This window comes from Mycoplasma zalophidermidis (assembly GCF_024742155.1).
GTDB classification, from domain to species: domain Bacteria; phylum Bacillota_I; class Bacilli_A; order Mycoplasmatales; family Metamycoplasmataceae; genus Mycoplasmopsis; species Mycoplasmopsis zalophidermidis.
Genome location: NZ_JANSFS010000002.1, coordinates 22,735 through 39,280 on the forward strand (window position 1 = coordinate 22,735; position 16,546 = coordinate 39,280).

The following is a 16,546-nucleotide window of genomic DNA, read 5'->3' on the forward strand; positions in this document are numbered from 1 at the left end:
ATAATGAAGAAAAACACCCTTTTTGAACGTATAATTCCTGGAATTATCATTGCGGTGGTATTTTTAGGTACATTGATACCTTTATCAATATTCTCTTATGATTACCAAATTTCCAGAATATTATCCTTTGTATTAATTTATGTAATATTTTTAACTTGTAGTTGGGAATACTTTCACGCTCAAAGATTAAAATGATATTGAGCTGTTACATTGTCATTACTTGTTTCAATTGTTGTATTTATTCCAATTAAAGATATAACAATCCCATGAATGACTAATTCAAGAATAGATAATCTTTACCCACCATACCCTGATAAAGTAGTTCAATTAATGTACTATATGAAACTAATTGCTATCGAACCCATAATCGTAATAATGGTTATACTGATCGCTTTAGCATTCATGATTATTGAATTATTCACTCGTAAATTCATCAAACCAATTGACCGTTTCGCGAGATTTATATTCGCATTGGCAACCATTTATATTTTGGCGATATTCACAAAAGTTATGCAAGGTTTTTTGGTGTATGATTGAAAATATTGAGTGGCTATAGGATTGATTTCAGCCGGCTCAGACACATTTGGATTTTTGTTTGGAAAACTCCTAGGCAAAAAATATTTTTCTAAGGCATTTTCTCCAACAATTTCACCAAATAAAACATGAGAAGGTTTTATTGGTTCAGAAGTTTGCGGTGCAATAATTGCAGCTATTTCTGTATTTAGTTTGGACTTATTTGATTCAATATCTATAAAAATTGTCTTTTCTTTAATTGCACCTCTATTTGCAGTTGCCGGTGATTTATATTTTTCTTACATTAAAAGAATCAATGGTATAAAAGATTATTCAAAACTATTACGAGGTCATGGAGGATTATTAGATAGAATAGACAGTATAAGTTTTATAACTATTTTGATGTTTTTATTTATTTTAATAAATCGTTTCACATTAACTGCCTAAACTTTTATGGTTACATTAAAAAATATCAGTGCTGAGCTGATATTTTTTATTATTTTGCTTTATTGTTAGAACCAAATTCGAAAATTTTCTCTTTAGTTACTAACTTCATCGCTTCAATACTGTTAGCTAATAATTTTCTAGGGTCATAATTTTTACCCTCTAAATCTTTGTTAGAAACAATAAAATTTCTTAATGCTTCATGGAAAGCTAATTGCAGTTCAGTATTAACATTTATTTTAGCAATACCCAGTTTTATTGCCCGAGCCACTTGATCTTTTGGAATACCTGAACCACCATGTAAAACTAATCCAATTTTACAAATTGTAGATAAGTTTTCTAAATGGTTAAAATCTAACGATTTTCATGTTGAAGGATATTTACCATGAATATTGCCAACACCCGCTGCCAACATATCGATTCCTAATTGTGTCATTTTTAAAGCTTCCACAGTGTCGGCTAATTCACCAGACCCAATAATGCCGTCTTCTTCTCCGCCAATAGTCCCAACTTCAGATTCAACACTGACATCAAACTCTTTAGCGTATTCTACAACTTGTTTTGTTGATTCGTAATTCGTTTCAAAAGGCATGCTTGAACCATCAAACATGACAGAACTAAATCCGGCATCAATAGCTTTAAAACAGCCTTCTTTCGTCCCGTGGTCCAAATGTAAGACAATAGGTACAGTAATATTAAGGTCTCCTAAAAGACCTTTGACCATATTACAAACTGTTTTATAACCACCCATGTATTTAACAGCACCTTCACTTACACCAATGATTAATGGCGATTTAAATTCTTGTGCTGTTAATAATACAGCCTTTGCTCATTCCAAATTATTAATATTAATGTGCGGTATAGCATACTGGTTTTTGTATGCATCCGCAATCATTTTTTTAGCATTTGCAAATTTCATATTAAACTTCGAAACCAGGTCTAATTGTTCATTGACCTTTTGCATTTCTTAAAAAGTTAGAATCAACTGTTAGAAGGCGGTATAGTTCACCTAATTTGTTGACACGGATTGCGTCATATTCTTTGTCTTTTTCGTCAGCTTCGACTTCTCATTTCTCTTTCAATTCTTTTTCAACTTTATCAAATAAAAAGTTAAACTCGACATATTTACCATCCTTACAATGGTCATATGCAATTTGCGATACAACATCTAGCATTGTTTTCATAAATTCCTCCAATTTATTGTATATAGTTTCATATTATATATGGAAACATTATTTTATTAATTTATATTTCATATTTATGTTTTATATAGTTGTCTTAGTGTTTTATCATAGACCAATATTCACTAGCCCCGTTCTATAAAGAATCGACAACATTACAATAATTACAGTCGAAACAGATAAAAACAAGGTTGCTCAAATAAATTTATTCATTGACTCTATCTAAAATATAAAATTGCAGACTAGCTGCAATTAATTATTATTTAGATCAAGGAATACTGATTAGTCCATAAGCGTGTAAAACCAACACGATAATGCATAAAATCGCGATTACAAACACAACTGATAATAGTCAATATGTAATTTTAGATCATTGAGTTCTTTCAACAAAATGTCTGTATATTGTACGCATTTGAGCAGGTTTAGCTTTAAAACCTCTAATAACACTTGTTACTTCACTAGATTCAGAATCTCCCTCACGTAATAAATAAGTTACTACAACTGAATCATCTGTTCATTTAACTGATGTTGGAACAAATTCGTATTTTGTTTCCGCTTTAACATCATCAAGTGAAACCTCAGATGGTAATTTAGTTTCTTTTTCTTCGATGTAAACTGTTAACTCATTAACTTCTTTATTTAGGTCTACTGTTGGTTTTTGAACCTTAGGTTCGGGTTTTGGTTCAACAACCGGTTCGGGTTTTGGTTCGGGTTTTGGTTCAACTTTTTTAGTTTTAACAGGTGTAACATCAATAAGTTTTTCTCTATTAATGAATTCAATTGCATCTTCATCTTTAACATTTTCTTGAGTTACCCTCTCAATCATAATAGCTGTTTTTTCAGGAGTTGCAGAACCTCTAAATGCACCATCCTTGTGGAATCATACTCTTGAATTTCCTTCCAATGTAAACGCAATTCTGTTGAATTCATTAACCCCTTCTTTAAAGGTCTTGAAGTTTATCAGTTCATCTACTTTTGCTCTTTTTAAATTGAATGAAATATTTCTATTTTCATCGTATTTTTCTGATAGATAAAATCTATTCAATTTTGGTTTTTTTGTTTCTTGTGTTGACATAATATTTCCCTTCATGTTAAATATATATATAAATAATACCAAATATAATAAATTTATTATATATTTATTGATTTTTTTCCGTTTTTAATTGAATTTTTATTGAAATACGCACGTTTTTGCGGGAAATTTGTATTTTCGTTAACCCTCAGTACGAAATATTGATAATTTTACGGTTTCAATTCTGTAACGTGTATTTTAAGAAAATAAATGATTGTTCGGGCCCGAACAATCATTTAATAATAGTTAGTTACTTTATTTAGCGGTATTTGTAAAATCAAAAATACCAGTAATTGTTAAAGCTGCCAAAACAATAGCAACAATTAGCAATATAATTGCAAAACTTAATAAAGTATAAATTCTTTTTTGTCTAGGATCAACAAAAACTAATTCGTGGTCTTTATTTAAAAGATCTTTTTCAATAATATATGTTAATGAATCTTTTACAGGCACGTTAACCTTGTCTAAATCATCTAAAACTAGTTTAAATTCTTCTTTTGATAGACTACCAATAGTTTTTTTGTTTTTAAATATTCAAGTTCTTGCATCTTGATCTTGAGATTGCGCAACTAGTGTTTCGTATAGATCTGATAGCGATTCAAAACTAATACACTCGCCAGTTAAAGCGTTTTCAAGAGTAAAAATTTGAGTATCTTTTGATTTATCCTCATAAACAAAAAATTTCTTTAAATTTACTGAGCTCATATTATTCCTTTCTTTATAGGATGTCTTAATTATAGCACTTAATATTAATTATAATAGATTTATGGTTATCTAAACTTGGTTAAAACTACACGAAAATGTGTATTTTTGTAAATATTAATCTAAAAGTACGGTTTAAAATGAATAATTTCGACATTTTTATCTTTTATTACTTTTTTTTATTTTTTTTATTATAATGTTATTGCAAATGGCGAATGTGGTGAAGTGGTTAACACAGCGGGTTGTGGTCCCGTCATGCGAGGGTTCGAATCCCTTCATTCGCCCCATTTTTTTTATACTTTTTTTTAAAAAATAATAACCAATTCAATTATATAAATATAATTTATGTATGGAATTAATCAATTACGAAGTTAAAAAATCGCGGTTCTATAGCATTTGTATACCGATCAACTCAAAAGACGAAATTAAAAATCATTTAAAAGAGTTAAAGGATGAACATAAAAAATCTACTCATATTTGTTATGGGTATCTTTTTATTGATAATGGGGTTATAAATGCAGGCTTCGATGATGACAGAGAACCAAACGGGACTGCCGGTAGACCCATTCGTGATTTATTGATTAAAACTAAAATGGAAAATCTTGTTATTTTTGTAATTAGATATTTTGGTGGAGTTAAACTTGGTGCCGGAGGTTTGGTTCGTGCATATATTAAAAGTGCTAATCTTGCTCTGCAAAAATATAGAGAAGGTGTTTAATGATTGCAGTCATAGGAAAAATTGGTGTGGGAAAAACTACTTTTCTCAAAAATTTAGATATAGATCAAGAAAGAATTTTCTATTGTGATGAATTTATTGCAAAAAATTACCTAAAAAATGGGATTTTTTACCATGAAATTAAAGAAAAAATAGGTGATTTCTTGCTTGATGAAAAAGGTGTTTCTAAATCAAAAATTCTTTGATGATTAGACCAAGATAAAAGAAATATAGATAAATTGGAAAAAATCATATTTCCAAAAATTTTTGAAGCATTAAAAAATGGGAAATTTCTAATTGTTGAAATACCAGTTCTTGTTAATAAAAATTGTAATTTTTTGACTTTGTTTTCTTTGATTTTATGCTTATCAACAAATGAACAAAAACGTCAAAAAAATTTACAAAAAAGAAATGTGGATAACTTAACTCTAAAACAATTAGATGGAAAAAATAACCCAAAAAAGGCTATAAAATCACTTTTTGGTAAGAAACCAATTGTGGATATCTATATGTGAAACTTCGATTCCACACAACAAAATAAAAAAATTTTTGAAATACTTTCTCTAATAAAATAAAATGTTGTTACCAACCCAAAAATCGGGTTAATTTTTATGAGAGGTGCAACGTGTTAAAAAATATAATTTATCCATATTTTACAGTCGAAAATTCTTCGATAATCGCAGGTGAAGATTTAAAAAACTTGCGTAAATTTTATGCACCTATTTTGGGACCAAATGCGATTCTGTTATATGAATATTTTAGAGATTTAGCTATCAACGAAACTAACGAGGTCGGATTTCACGATTACGATAGCATTACGTATATGTTAAAAATCGATTTAAAAGCTTTAAATGACGCGAGAATAATGCTTGAATCAGTTTCTTTACTTTCCACTTTCATTGATGAATTTAATAGAAAAACTCTTTTTGTAATTGAAAAACCACTTGATAGAAAAGGGTTTAAACTAAACTTAATCTTAGCTAATAAATTATTAAATATTATTGGTAAACAAAACTTCGAACGTTTGATAGGGAAAGATAGAAACCATTATCTATCAAAAGCTAAATATTTGCTTGAAGTTTCCGCTGGTTATCAAGATGTTTTCAATGAAAGTGAAGATTATTCATTAATTAATGATAATTCAATTGATGTTAATACACAAGACTTAGACACAAAAGAAATAAACATAGGTGTACAAGAAAAAATAGATTTAAATACATTTGAATTTCCAAATATTTATGAGGCTATCCTTAAAACTGATTCAAGAGTATTTTTCGGCCAAATTCAAGGTCAAATAGCTACCACTAAGATAATTGATTTAATAAAAGATTCACGTAGTTGTGGTTTTTCAGACCCTTGCATTAATTTAATATTTTTCTACGCGAACGAAGTTAATGGAAAAATTAACTATCAATACGTTAATAAAATAATTAAAGATTTAATTCGTAAAGAAATATTTTCATTCGAGCCTCTAGAAAACTATTTAGATGCATTAATTAAAATGAAAAATAATGTTGTAGTGACTAAGAAGGACTTATATAAAGCTACATATTTAAGTAATGTAACTAAAGAGGAAAATATTATGGATGGAGGATTATAACAATGAATTATTCCATCAATAATAAAGTTTTTATAGAAAATAATGACGAGTATAAAGCTAAAATTCTTAAATCAATCGAAAAATGTGTCAAATTAAAATCAATGTTAGCAGAAAATAAAGTTACATGAGAAGAATTATTTGAATTTTTGCCTGAAATTTTAGCGATAAAAGACTCGATTGAAAATCCTAACTTCACACCATTTATTTATTCATTGAAACGAAATAATAAAGGTATATTAGTCTTTTCAAAACAACCTGCTGATAATGAATTTAGAAAGTTAATTAATATAAATAATAATTTATGATTAACGGATATTTTTCCCGTTAATACAAAATTAACTACTCAAAGAATGATAATAAATTCAAGATCTAAAATTGAATTAGAATTGCGTTGTAACATGATCAAGGAATATTTGTTAAATAAATCAAATATTTCTTTTAAAGGATTTTATGTGCATGGGAAATATAGCACTAGCAAAACACAATTTGCACAAGCGATTGCAACTGAATGAGCTAAATCGGGCATAACTACTGTTTATATGACCACACAGGCATTGTTCAACTATTTAAAATCTAGCTTTGATAATAATAGACATGAAGGTACGGAAATAATCCAAAAATTAAAAGATGTAGATGCTCTTATTATAGACGATTTGGGTGGCGAATCACCGAATGCTTGATTTGTTTTTGAGATATTGAATGACATTATTACACATCGAATCAATTTAAATAAAAATACCAATTTTCTTTCAGCGATGAGTTATGAAAAACTTAATTATTATTACATTAATCATAGATCATTAAAATCAGAAGCTCATAAGGCAAACGCGTTAATTCACAAAATAGAATCAATAACACTGCCATTTGAAATTGATTAATTTAAAATATTATTGAAAAACGTGTAAATAAAAAAAGTGGACTGGCCACTTTTTATTATTTTTTTAGTCGTCTAAGCGTCGGGAATAACAAGACATCCCGAATTGAACTTGTTTCTGTTAGTAACATTACTAATCTATCAATACCAATACCACATCCACCAGTAGGAGGCATACCATATTCTAGGGCATCGATGAAATCTCAGTCAATATCACTTGCTTCATCATTTCCAGCCGCTTTTTCAGCAAGTTGTTTTTTAAATCTATCTAATTGGTCAATAGGATCAGATAATTCAGTGTACATGTTGGCATATTCTTTAGTATTAATAAATAGTTCGGCACGTTCTGTAAATCTAGGGTCCTCACCTTTAGCAGAAAGAGGAGAAACTTCAATTGGGTGTCCATAAACAAATGTTGGTTGTATCAATTCGCACTCAACTAGTTCCTCATACAAAGCATTAATGATGTGACCAACTGTAAAGAATTTTTCTAATTTAACATTAAATTTTTTTGCTGTTAGGACCGCTTCATCAAGAGTAATGTTTCTGAAGTCCTTACCGGTTTTTTCATTAACGGCGTCAACCATATTAATGCGGTTGAACGGTTTTAATAAATCTATTTCAACGCCATTATTAATGTATACATTTTTACCTAATTTTGCACATAATTCTTTAAACAACGCTTCTGTACGATTCATCATTCCCTCAACGTTTGAATAAGCTTCATAAAATTCAATGGTAGTAAACTCGGGGTTATGCGTTGTATCATATCCTTCATTTCTAAAAATACGTCCTAATTCATAAACTCGATCAAAACCACCAATAACAAGTTTTTTCAATGGTATTTCAGTTGCTATTCTCAAAACAAATTCTTGATTTAATGAATTGTGGTGAGTTGTAAATGGTTTTGCCGCAGCTCCTGAAATATAATCATGTAGGAATGGTGTTTCCACGTCTAAATATCCTAAATTATTGAAAAAGTCTTTAATTCATTGAGTAATTTTTATTCTTTTAATGAACTTATCTTTCGAATCATCGTTCATTATTAAATCTACATAACGACGTCTATATCTCTCTTCAGCATCAACTAATCCATGATATTTTTCAGGTAGTGGTTTAAGCGATTTCGACAATAATTCGATATCAGATGCTTTGATGACCACGGCATCTGTGTTAGTTTTCATCACTTCACCTTTAACTCAAATGATATCTCCTAAATCTAGTTTAGAAACTAAATCTGCTAGTTCCACTAATTCTTTCTTATTAAAATAAACTTGAATAGTGTCGTGAAAATCTTTTATTACTAAGAATGGCCCTCTTTTTGTCATTAATCTACCAGCAACAATTTTTTCAACGTGTTTTTCATGCAATTCGTCTTTACTATATTTTTCAAATTCATCCGCAATATCGTCACTATAATTTATTTCACCCAAACCATAGGCTTTTTTGAAAGCGACTACATTATTTTTTTCATATTCAATTAATTTATTACGACGCACCAATTCTTGTTCTGTATATTTTTCCATAATTACTCCTTAAAATCTATGCATAATTTAATATTAATTTTACATTAAAAACTTGATTTTATATTAAGTATTAATAACAGTTCATGGATTTTTATAAAATTTTTATTGTAAAATTTGATTTATATGTATAATAACCTTGATGCGTTCCCAATGTGAACGATTACGAAGTCCATAGGATTCGTTGCTTAAGAGTATATAAACTCCCTTCCAATATAATAATAGAATAAGCCTTATGCGTGATGCTTATTTACTTTACTTATCTTATATGTTAATCTATAAAAATTGGCGTAATGCCATTTTTTATATTAAAATTATCATATGAAATTAAAACCAGGCGAAATTTTAGAAAATGTAAAGGCAATAATGCTTTCTTATGAAGGGATGGGAGTAGTTAAGGTAAATGACTATTCTATATTTGTTGAAAATTTACTAGTTGATGAAACTGCTAACATCATCGTCAAAAAAGCTAACACCAGGTTTGCATTTGCTAAAGTTTTAAAACATATTAATGTTTCACCTAAACGTATTAAACTAGATAACGAAAAATTAATGGAATCAGGTTCAACACCAATCGCAATGCTATCTTATAAGGAACAACTTTTATTTAAAGAAAACTTTGTTAAATATTTATTTGGTAGAAACATCCACTTTGAGAATGTGACAGAAATTTTACCTAATCCAAAGCCATGAGGATACCGAAATAAAATAACAGTGTTTTGCGATGAAATAAATAGCAAAATTGTTATAGGTCTTTTTGAAAAAAACACACATTACATTATTGAACAGACATCATATGACTTGGCTCATCCAAAATTAAACGAGGCAATTCTATGATTGAACAACAACATAAATAATTATTTATCACTTAAGAATTCAACCAATAATATTAACAGTTTTACATTTAGATATTCTGAATCAAGTGATGAAGGTTTAATTATTATCAATGCAAACAAAATGCTCAAAATTGATAATCAGTTATTAACTGATATAACTAATAAATTTAATTGAATAGTAAATATAATTATTAATATTGAAAGCAAAAATAACCATAAATATTTTGCTTTATTCAATAGAAAAACGAGTATTTTGGACAAAATTGATAATCTCTCATTCAACTTGGAATGAAACAGCTTCTTCCAAATTAATTCAGCACAAACAAATAATCTTTATAACCTACTAATAAATAACCTTGGACTAAACAATAATGATATTGTTGTTGATGCTTATTCAGGTGTTGGTACAATAGCTTTAAAAATTGCTTCTTTTGTGAAAACAGTCTACGGATTAGAAATAATTAATGAAGCGGTGATGAATGCACGTGATAATGCTAAACTAAACAACATTAAAAACGCAGTATTTTACTACGGAGATGTTAATAAAACAATTTTTAAAATTAAAAAGAATCCTAATGTTATTATTGTTGACCCTCCTCGTTCAGGCATTAGCACTCAATTTTTAGAAACAATTATAAAAATTAATCCAGAAAAAATAGGATATATATCGTGCAATGTCCATACAATGTGTAGAGATATTGATTATTTACAAAATAATGGTTACAAATTAATTTATCTTAGACCATGTGATATGTTTAGTCAAACTCACCACATTGAATGTGTTGGAGTGCTTATTAGAAAATAAAAATTCAGTTTTCTGAATTTTTATTTTGCATTTATTATGAAATGTTTAAGGGTTTTTGCTAGGCCACCTCTTTTATATGAAAAAGGTGAAACTTGAGATGCAATCTTTTTGAAATCTTTTGTTGCATTTTTCATAGCAATAACATTTTTAAAATATTCGGCTGCTGAGGCGTCATTCATTGTGTCACCAATATGAACACACAAATCAATATCAACACCATATTTTTGTGCAAATAATAATTCAGCCTTACCTTTTGAAGCACCGATGTCTGTGACTTCAATGAATTTGTTGTAATTTCTAGCTTCTACGATATTAAGTTTAGTTTTAAATTTGTTTTGAATATCATTATAAAAATTATTCATATTTTTCTTTTTCGGCGATCAAATAATCAACTTAAATATAGTCATATCAATATTAAATTCGTTAAGTTTGTTAGAAACACCTTTTTTTAATTTTACAATCAACTTAAGTAAATAATTGTTTGTATAAGTTAACTTTCTGAAATTCGAGTTAACAACAACGCTCATGTTATATTTTATTATCAACTTCTTAAGTTCAAAAAGTATCTCTCTATTTATTGATGCTGAAAATATTTCTTCACCGTCGAAAATTACTTTCGCACCATTTCATGCTATAAAATTATCTGTTGAATCAAGCTGTTCTAGTATAGTTATTGTTTTTTTATTTATACCCCTACCTGTAGAAACAACAGTTTTAATGCCTTTCTTTGAAAGTGAATTTATAGTATCAATATTTTCGGTGCTTAATAATTTTCGTTTGTAATCTAAACTTGTACCGTCTAAATCTATAAAAATAAGTTTTGGTTTTTTGTTTAACATATAGAAATTATATATAAACAAGCAGTATTTTTAAGAATTTACATATCTGCTTTTAATGTATAACATTTAGTATAAATTTCATTGCCTGAATATACCTTAAAATTTAATTTTATTAAAGAATCCGTGATTATCTCATAACCAAACTTTGTTCGATCAGGATTAACTTGAATATTACTCATAACATTTTTGAATACAACCGGTATAACCGACAAATCAAATTTTACATTTTCTTTTTCATAACGTATAAATTGGTAAACAACGCTTTTATCTAAATCAGGAAACACTTCTGTTTTATTTAATAATGGCGATTTTGCTTTTTCTTCTGTTACAGAACGACTTTTCTTTGCTGATAAAACAAAAATAGGAGTTATAACACTAACTGCTGCAGCAACACATAAAATAGGAATTCAAATCTTCTTTTTAATCATTTAAGTCCTTGTATTGTTCGAAAATGCTTATATTTATGTCATTTTGTTTTATTATTTCTTCAATGTCTTTGCTGTCAAATTCATATTGAGGTTCTCCTGACAATGTTTTAGAATTTGATATTTTAAGTTTTATCAATCCATCATTCACATCCAATAAGCGATTAACCACTTCCTGTCTTTGGCTAATGTTAACTGTAATTAAATCAGATTTTTTATCTAAACCTCCATTATCAAAAATATATTTGTAAATCGTATTTAACTGTCCTTTGAAATTATATGGGATAAATAACCCTACATCTGAAAACGATTTAGAATCGACGATTAATCCCGATTTATAATCAAAAGTTGTTGGATTGCCAAAAGTGTATTCGGATCTTTGAGTGCCTGTTGAATAAATACTCTCATAAATTTTTGATGAAATTTGTTTTTTTGTAATATGGTTACATATGTCTGAATCTATCTCACTAATTCCATGAGTAGACAAAGATTGATTCATATTCATTATTAATCGATAATCATCAAAATTTTTGAACGTATAACCAGATTTATTTTTTTGTTTTCATCCTGTATTTTCATCGCTTTGAATTTTTTCCTTTGCAAAATTAACTATTCTTTTAATTCCGAAATTAGAAAATTCTAAATCAGTGTGTAAATATTGCGTTTTTGTTCCTAAAATATCTCCATCTAATTCTCCAAAATCAAACTGATATTTTTCTGCAAGGTCGAATCCAGCAAAATTGTTTTTAGCATCCATAAAATATTCAGAGACATTGTTTTTTTGTTTTTTAATATCCCATATTTCTTTTTTGAAACCAGTGTTTTGTACAGTAATTGAATTTAATTCGGAAAATTTTAATCCCAATAAATCTGATGATATTATTACATTACATATTTTTATATTGTCTTTGGGTTTCGCCTTAAACGATGATTTATCATAGTTAAATAGTGAATCTAATTTTTTAGCATCTTCATCTTTTAAATTATAGATTGTCTCTCTAAATGACAATTTTTTATTATCCAACGGCTTATTATTTATAGAGATTAATAAGTTTTTAAAACTGTATTCAAACAAATTAGAATATTTGGAATAATCAGGTGTTGCAAATATGAATGATATATAAAATCTATCATCTTTAAAAAATCTTTTAATTTCAACCCGTCCTCTTATCAACAGAACATTTCCTTTAGCTCTAATAGCTGTTGAATACGAATATAAATTTAAATCATATTTATTTAGTCCTTCTGATTTATCATTACTTGATATTTTTTTACAAATAAAGCGATAAGGATCGATTTTCAACCTATTAATTTGTGCCGGTTGATTTTGAACTGGTATATTATTCGTTAAGGTAAAAATATAAAAACTCCTCTATTGCTTTTCTTCTTTTTTTATAATATGTTGTTCTTGAAAAATGCATATCGTATCATTCCTTATCTTGATTTTTAATAACAAATTCATTTTCAATAATTAATTTGCTGTTTTTGTTTAACATCTCAATAGTTTGATCAAATTTAGAATAATTATTTATTTCCGTATTTTTCACTCGGTTATTTAGTGTCATTTTTAACTGTGCTTTCTTATTAGCTTTATCTAATAATGCTAAAGATTTCACCGCGTTGTAACGTTGCTGATTAGTCAAAAAACTATTAAAATATTGGTTTCTTAAATCTATCATTTTTTTCTCCTTTCATGATTTATTAACCACATTTATTTTCGTTACAAAAAAAACGGAAAAAACTATTAAAATTACTTTAAAAATGTTTAAAAAAAAGCAACAACTGTGCTTTTCGTTTAAAATTCTTTTATTTGTTTTCAAGATAAAGGTCAATTTTTTGGAGTATTTTTTACCTTGGTTATAACAACTATATATGAATCATCTTTTAATTTATTTTTATATTTTTTAACAGTAATATTTTGAGATTCTTCAGGAAAATTAGCCAAAAATTCATCAATTTCACTTTGATAATTTCTTCCTTTTAATAGATATAACAATCCACCAATTTTCAACAAATGATTTGTTAACATATACATATTCTTAATACTTGATACTGCCCTTGCAGTTACTAAATCAAACAAACCAGATAGTGCTTTTGTGTCTTCGCATCTTTTATTTATAATTTCTAGATCGGTAATATCAAGTTTTTCCTTAACATCTTTTAAAAAGTTACAACGACTTTGCATTCCTTCAATAATTGTTAACTTATAATTACAATTTAAAAGTAGATGGGGTAATGAAGGGAAGCCAGCACCTGCACCAATATCAACAATTTTTGCCGAATTATATTGAAATCCGAGTTCTTTGGCTACATCCATTGCCTGAATTGAATCAGCAATACCATTTACCTTGATATCATTAATGGTTTTAAAACCTGTAATATTTTTTGTTTTGTTATATTCAAATATTAATTCTGCGAATTTTTCTAATTTTTCATTCATTATTTTTTAATAACATTAGCAAATTCATCATACAAATCAGATACTGATTTACCAGTTATTGAAGCTTCAATTACACCGGCGATAAATTCGTCTAATGATATAACTTGTAATTTGCTAAATTTTCCTTCTATGTCTGAATTATCAATTGAATCGGTAATAATTACTCTTGATAAATTGGGGTTGTTTTCAAATATTTCAAAACCTTTAGTAAATATACCATGTGTGGCTGCAACAATAATTTTTTTTGCTCCGTGTGCTTTTAAAGTATCTACCGCTTTTAATATAGTGCCACCTGTGTCAATAATATCGTCAATAATAACAACATTCTCACCTTCAACTCCACCAATTAAGCCCATAACTTCAGTTTGATTGGTTCCAGTTCTACGTTTATCAATAATACTAATCTTTACAGTATCTGCTATTAGTTCTGCAAGTTTTCTAGCACGAATTGTTCCACCGTGATCTGGAGAAACAACCGTAAAAGGTTCTTTTAGTTGTTTAACTGCTTTGGCAATTGGATACGCTCCTCTTAAATCATCGATTGGGATATCAAAAAAACCTTGGATAGCAGGGTTGTGTAAATCAACTGCAATGATTTTTGTTGCACCGGCGGTTTGAATTAAATCGGCAACGAGTTTCGCACCTATGGGTTGACGACCGCTGGCTTTACGGTCTTGACGCGCGTAGCCATAATAGCTAAGCGCAATTGTAATTGAGTTGGCACTAGCCCTTTTTAACGAATCTATAAATAAAAGTAAATCCATTAAGTTATCATTAACTGGTCTAGATGTTGATGCTACTACATAGACATCTTTACTACGTACAGTTTCTTCGCTGACTATCATTCTTTCACCATCAGCAAATAATGTTTTTGTTATAGGTGAAACATGCAAACCTAAAATTTTGGCTATTTTTTCAGTCAAAGGGATACAATTTGGCATACCAAATAACATAATATTTTCTTTCTTCATAATACTCCTACCTTGTTACTTATATTATAAAGGTATACTCATTTATATTTGCTTTTTTGTTTTAATTTATTTATTAATGGTCATTTTAGGGATTTTTTTACCAATAATTAGTTAGTTATAAAGGTTTTAAATTGTAGAGCATATATTTTTAAGCAACATAAATAATTTTTATTTTTTAAAAAACATATCAGTTTTAAAACGTGTATTTTGGTCAAAAATTATTTAATTTATTGAATGCGATTATAAAATATATTGAGTTAGTCATTAAGCAAAAATTGTAAGAAAATCTAAACTAATATAAAAAAATAAAAAAATTATATTTATCAAAATTTTTATATTATAATAGTAATGCTAATTTTAGCAAATATATGGAGAGGTAGCGAAGCGGCCAAACGCGGGTGGCTGTAACCCACTTCCTAACGGTTCGGGGGTTCGAATCCCTCCCTCTCCACCATTTTGCCCCATAGCCAAGCGGTAAGGCATCGGTTTTTGGTACCGACATGCGTTAGTTCGAATCTAACTGGGGCAACCATATCACCTATTGGTGATTTTTTATTTTGCTTTTAGTGATATGATTAAATTATGAACACACAAACTAATGACTTAAAAAACCATATTATTAGAAACAATAAAATTATTGGGGGATCAATATTATCACTAGCTTTTTTTATTATAGTAGCACTAGCTGGTGGCATACTTTATAATTACATATTCGATATTAGCTTACAATTGTGAGTTATTTTGGCTGGAACTCTTCTTGATTTTGCACTCATTATTATAATTTTAGTTTTTGGCCATAAAATGAAAGCTTATATTTTGGGCCCATTAGCCTCAATATCAATGTTCCTCTTGGGATTTTATGGATTAGGATACGGAATAAATCAATTTGTAAGCAACCATGAATTAATTAAACTGACAGCAATTTTCTTCATTCCTGCAGCTTCAATGGTATTAATCGGGGCATTAGCGTATTTTAATGTATTAAAAATAAATAAAATAACTCCGATTATGATTACCTTATTCATAACAATAATTGTTTTAATGTTGGTTTCATGATTTTCATCTCATCAATTAATATTTACCATAATAAGTGGTGTTGGTTTCCTTCTAACACTTTGCTACATGGCTATTGATTGATTAATCATTATTAAATTCAATAACAATTTTAAAAAGCTAACACCTGAACAACAATCAGTTGGAGAATTAATAAAATGGTCTATTTACTTTGGTTATCGTTTAGCCTTTGATTATATATATGCATTTATATATCTTTCAAACTTTTTTGGAAAATAAAAATATAGCTCACTAAAAGCTATTTTTTTTATTAAATTTAACGAATGATACTGAAAAATGAATAAAAAAATGGCGATCACGAGAGGATTCGAACCTCTGACAACAAGCTTAGAAGGCTTGTGCTCTATCCTGCTGAGCTACGCGACCACGTGAAATAATTTTATAACATTTTAAGATAAAAGCAAAAGAAATAATTATTTTTTTACTGTTAAAAAACTCTTTTTTCACTTAGTTTGTGTGCTGAAAATATTACAAAACAAAAACTTGCTTAACACAAGTTTTTGGATAAAAATAAATGTTTTGAACTGCTTTT

At 28.2% G+C, this 16,546-nt stretch carries 18 protein-coding genes and 4 tRNA genes; 10 read left to right on the top strand and 12 right to left on the bottom strand.

The window, feature by feature from the left end; all coding sequences use genetic code 4:
• The first annotated feature begins 3 nt into the window (after positions 1 to 3).
• Positions 4 to 960 (top strand): phosphatidate cytidylyltransferase, encoded by a 957-nt coding sequence (locus NW238_RS01275; RefSeq protein WP_216505361.1) that lies wholly within the window; start codon positions 4 to 6, stop codon positions 958 to 960.
• 49 nt (positions 961 to 1,009) lie between these two features.
• Here the strand turns inward: NW238_RS01275 and fba are convergent, their stop codons facing one another.
• From fba to NW238_RS01295, 4 genes are all read right to left on the bottom strand, one after another.
• Positions 1,010 to 1,876, bottom strand: coding sequence for a class II fructose-1,6-bisphosphate aldolase (fba, locus tag NW238_RS01280; protein WP_216505360.1), 867 nt, complete (start codon positions 1,874 to 1,876; stop codon positions 1,010 to 1,012).
• 1 nt (position 1,877) lies between these two features.
• The gene (rpoE, locus tag NW238_RS01285; protein WP_216505359.1) at positions 1,878 to 2,141 is read right to left on the bottom strand and encodes a DNA-directed RNA polymerase subunit delta; all 264 of its coding nucleotides are present in this window, start codon (positions 2,139 to 2,141) and stop codon (positions 1,878 to 1,880) included.
• Positions 2,142 to 2,397: 256 nt separating this feature from the next.
• Positions 2,398 to 3,213: a hypothetical protein gene (locus tag NW238_RS01290; RefSeq protein WP_216505358.1), complete on the bottom strand. Its 816-nt coding sequence runs from the start codon at positions 3,211 to 3,213 to the stop codon at positions 2,398 to 2,400.
• A 252-nt stretch (positions 3,214 to 3,465) separates the two neighbouring features.
• Entirely contained in the window at positions 3,466 to 3,915 is a 450-nt protein-coding gene (locus NW238_RS01295; RefSeq protein WP_216505357.1) for a hypothetical protein, read from the bottom strand.
• Positions 3,916 to 4,123: 208 nt separating this feature from the next.
• On the opposite strand from NW238_RS01295, the gene NW238_RS01300 reads away from it, so the two are divergent.
• The 5 genes from NW238_RS01300 (at position 4,124) to NW238_RS01320 (ending at position 7,105) form a co-directional block, all read left to right on the top strand.
• Positions 4,124 to 4,199: transfer RNA gene (locus NW238_RS01300), tRNA-His, on the top strand.
• Between the two features lie 62 nt (positions 4,200 to 4,261).
• A complete protein-coding gene (locus NW238_RS01305) occupies positions 4,262 to 4,630 on the top strand; it encodes an IMPACT family protein (protein WP_216505356.1) in 369 nt (122 codons plus the stop codon).
• The gene (locus NW238_RS01310) at positions 4,630 to 5,202 is read left to right on the top strand and encodes a dephospho-CoA kinase (protein WP_216505355.1); all 573 of its coding nucleotides are present in this window, start codon (positions 4,630 to 4,632) and stop codon (positions 5,200 to 5,202) included. The genes NW238_RS01305 and NW238_RS01310 overlap by 1 nt, the downstream gene beginning before the upstream one ends.
• Positions 5,203 to 5,252: 50 nt before the next feature.
• A complete protein-coding gene (locus NW238_RS01315) occupies positions 5,253 to 6,227 on the top strand; it encodes a DnaD domain protein (protein ID WP_216505354.1) in 975 nt (324 codons plus the stop codon).
• A gap of 2 nt (positions 6,228 to 6,229) precedes the next feature.
• Entirely contained in the window at positions 6,230 to 7,105 is an 876-nt protein-coding gene (locus tag NW238_RS01320) for an ATP-binding protein (RefSeq protein ID WP_216505353.1), read from the top strand.
• A gap of 55 nt (positions 7,106 to 7,160) precedes the next feature.
• Here NW238_RS01320 and lysS read toward each other — a convergent pair whose 3' ends face one another.
• The gene (gene lysS, locus NW238_RS01325) at positions 7,161 to 8,627 is read right to left on the bottom strand and encodes a lysine--tRNA ligase (RefSeq protein WP_216505352.1); all 1,467 of its coding nucleotides are present in this window, start codon (positions 8,625 to 8,627) and stop codon (positions 7,161 to 7,163) included.
• Between the two features lie 318 nt (positions 8,628 to 8,945).
• Between lysS and rlmD the strand changes: the two genes are divergently transcribed.
• The gene (gene rlmD / locus NW238_RS01330) at positions 8,946 to 10,265 is read left to right on the top strand and encodes a 23S rRNA (uracil(1939)-C(5))-methyltransferase RlmD (protein WP_258451673.1); all 1,320 of its coding nucleotides are present in this window, start codon (positions 8,946 to 8,948) and stop codon (positions 10,263 to 10,265) included.
• A gap of 20 nt (positions 10,266 to 10,285) precedes the next feature.
• Here rlmD and NW238_RS01335 read toward each other — a convergent pair whose 3' ends face one another.
• The 6 genes from NW238_RS01335 to NW238_RS01360 all read right to left on the bottom strand — a co-directional run bounded on the left by NW238_RS01335 (position 10,286) and on the right by NW238_RS01360 (position 14,940).
• Positions 10,286 to 11,104, bottom strand: a complete 819-nt coding sequence (locus NW238_RS01335; RefSeq protein WP_216567796.1) for an HAD-IIB family hydrolase — start codon at positions 11,102 to 11,104, stop codon at positions 10,286 to 10,288.
• Between the two features lie 38 nt (positions 11,105 to 11,142).
• Positions 11,143 to 11,532 (bottom strand): MHO_1590 family protein, encoded by a 390-nt coding sequence (locus NW238_RS01340; protein ID WP_216505349.1) that lies wholly within the window; start codon positions 11,530 to 11,532, stop codon positions 11,143 to 11,145.
• Positions 11,525 to 12,832 carry an MHO_1580 family protein gene (locus NW238_RS01345; protein WP_216567795.1) on the bottom strand — a complete coding sequence of 436 codons (1,308 nt, stop codon included), beginning with the start codon at positions 12,830 to 12,832 and terminating at the stop codon, positions 11,525 to 11,527. The genes NW238_RS01340 and NW238_RS01345 overlap by 8 nt, the downstream gene beginning before the upstream one ends.
• Before the next feature lie 37 nt (positions 12,833 to 12,869).
• Entirely contained in the window at positions 12,870 to 13,208 is a 339-nt protein-coding gene (locus NW238_RS01350; protein WP_258451674.1) for an MG284/MPN403 family protein, read from the bottom strand.
• 116 nt (positions 13,209 to 13,324) lie between these two features.
• Positions 13,325 to 13,969, bottom strand: a complete 645-nt coding sequence (gene rsmG, locus NW238_RS01355; RefSeq protein ID WP_258451675.1) for a 16S rRNA (guanine(527)-N(7))-methyltransferase RsmG — start codon at positions 13,967 to 13,969, stop codon at positions 13,325 to 13,327.
• Positions 13,969 to 14,940, bottom strand: coding sequence for a ribose-phosphate pyrophosphokinase (locus NW238_RS01360; RefSeq protein ID WP_216505346.1), 972 nt, complete (start codon positions 14,938 to 14,940; stop codon positions 13,969 to 13,971). The genes rsmG and NW238_RS01360 overlap by 1 nt, the downstream gene beginning before the upstream one ends.
• A 370-nt stretch (positions 14,941 to 15,310) precedes the next feature.
• On the opposite strand from NW238_RS01360, the gene NW238_RS01365 reads away from it, so the two are divergent.
• The 3 genes from NW238_RS01365 to NW238_RS01375 all read left to right on the top strand — a co-directional run bounded on the left by NW238_RS01365 (position 15,311) and on the right by NW238_RS01375 (position 16,233).
• A tRNA-Tyr gene (locus NW238_RS01365) sits at positions 15,311 to 15,394 on the top strand.
• Positions 15,395 to 15,397: 3 nt separating this feature from the next.
• Positions 15,398 to 15,472: transfer RNA gene (locus NW238_RS01370), tRNA-Gln, on the top strand.
• Positions 15,473 to 15,522: 50 nt separating this feature from the next.
• Entirely contained in the window at positions 15,523 to 16,233 is a 711-nt protein-coding gene (locus tag NW238_RS01375) for an MAG0110 family membrane protein (protein WP_216505345.1), read from the top strand.
• 70 nt (positions 16,234 to 16,303) lie between these two features.
• On the opposite strand, the gene NW238_RS01380 is transcribed toward NW238_RS01375, so the two are convergent.
• A tRNA-Arg gene (locus NW238_RS01380) sits at positions 16,304 to 16,380 on the bottom strand.
• Positions 16,381 to 16,546 lie beyond the last annotated feature (166 nt).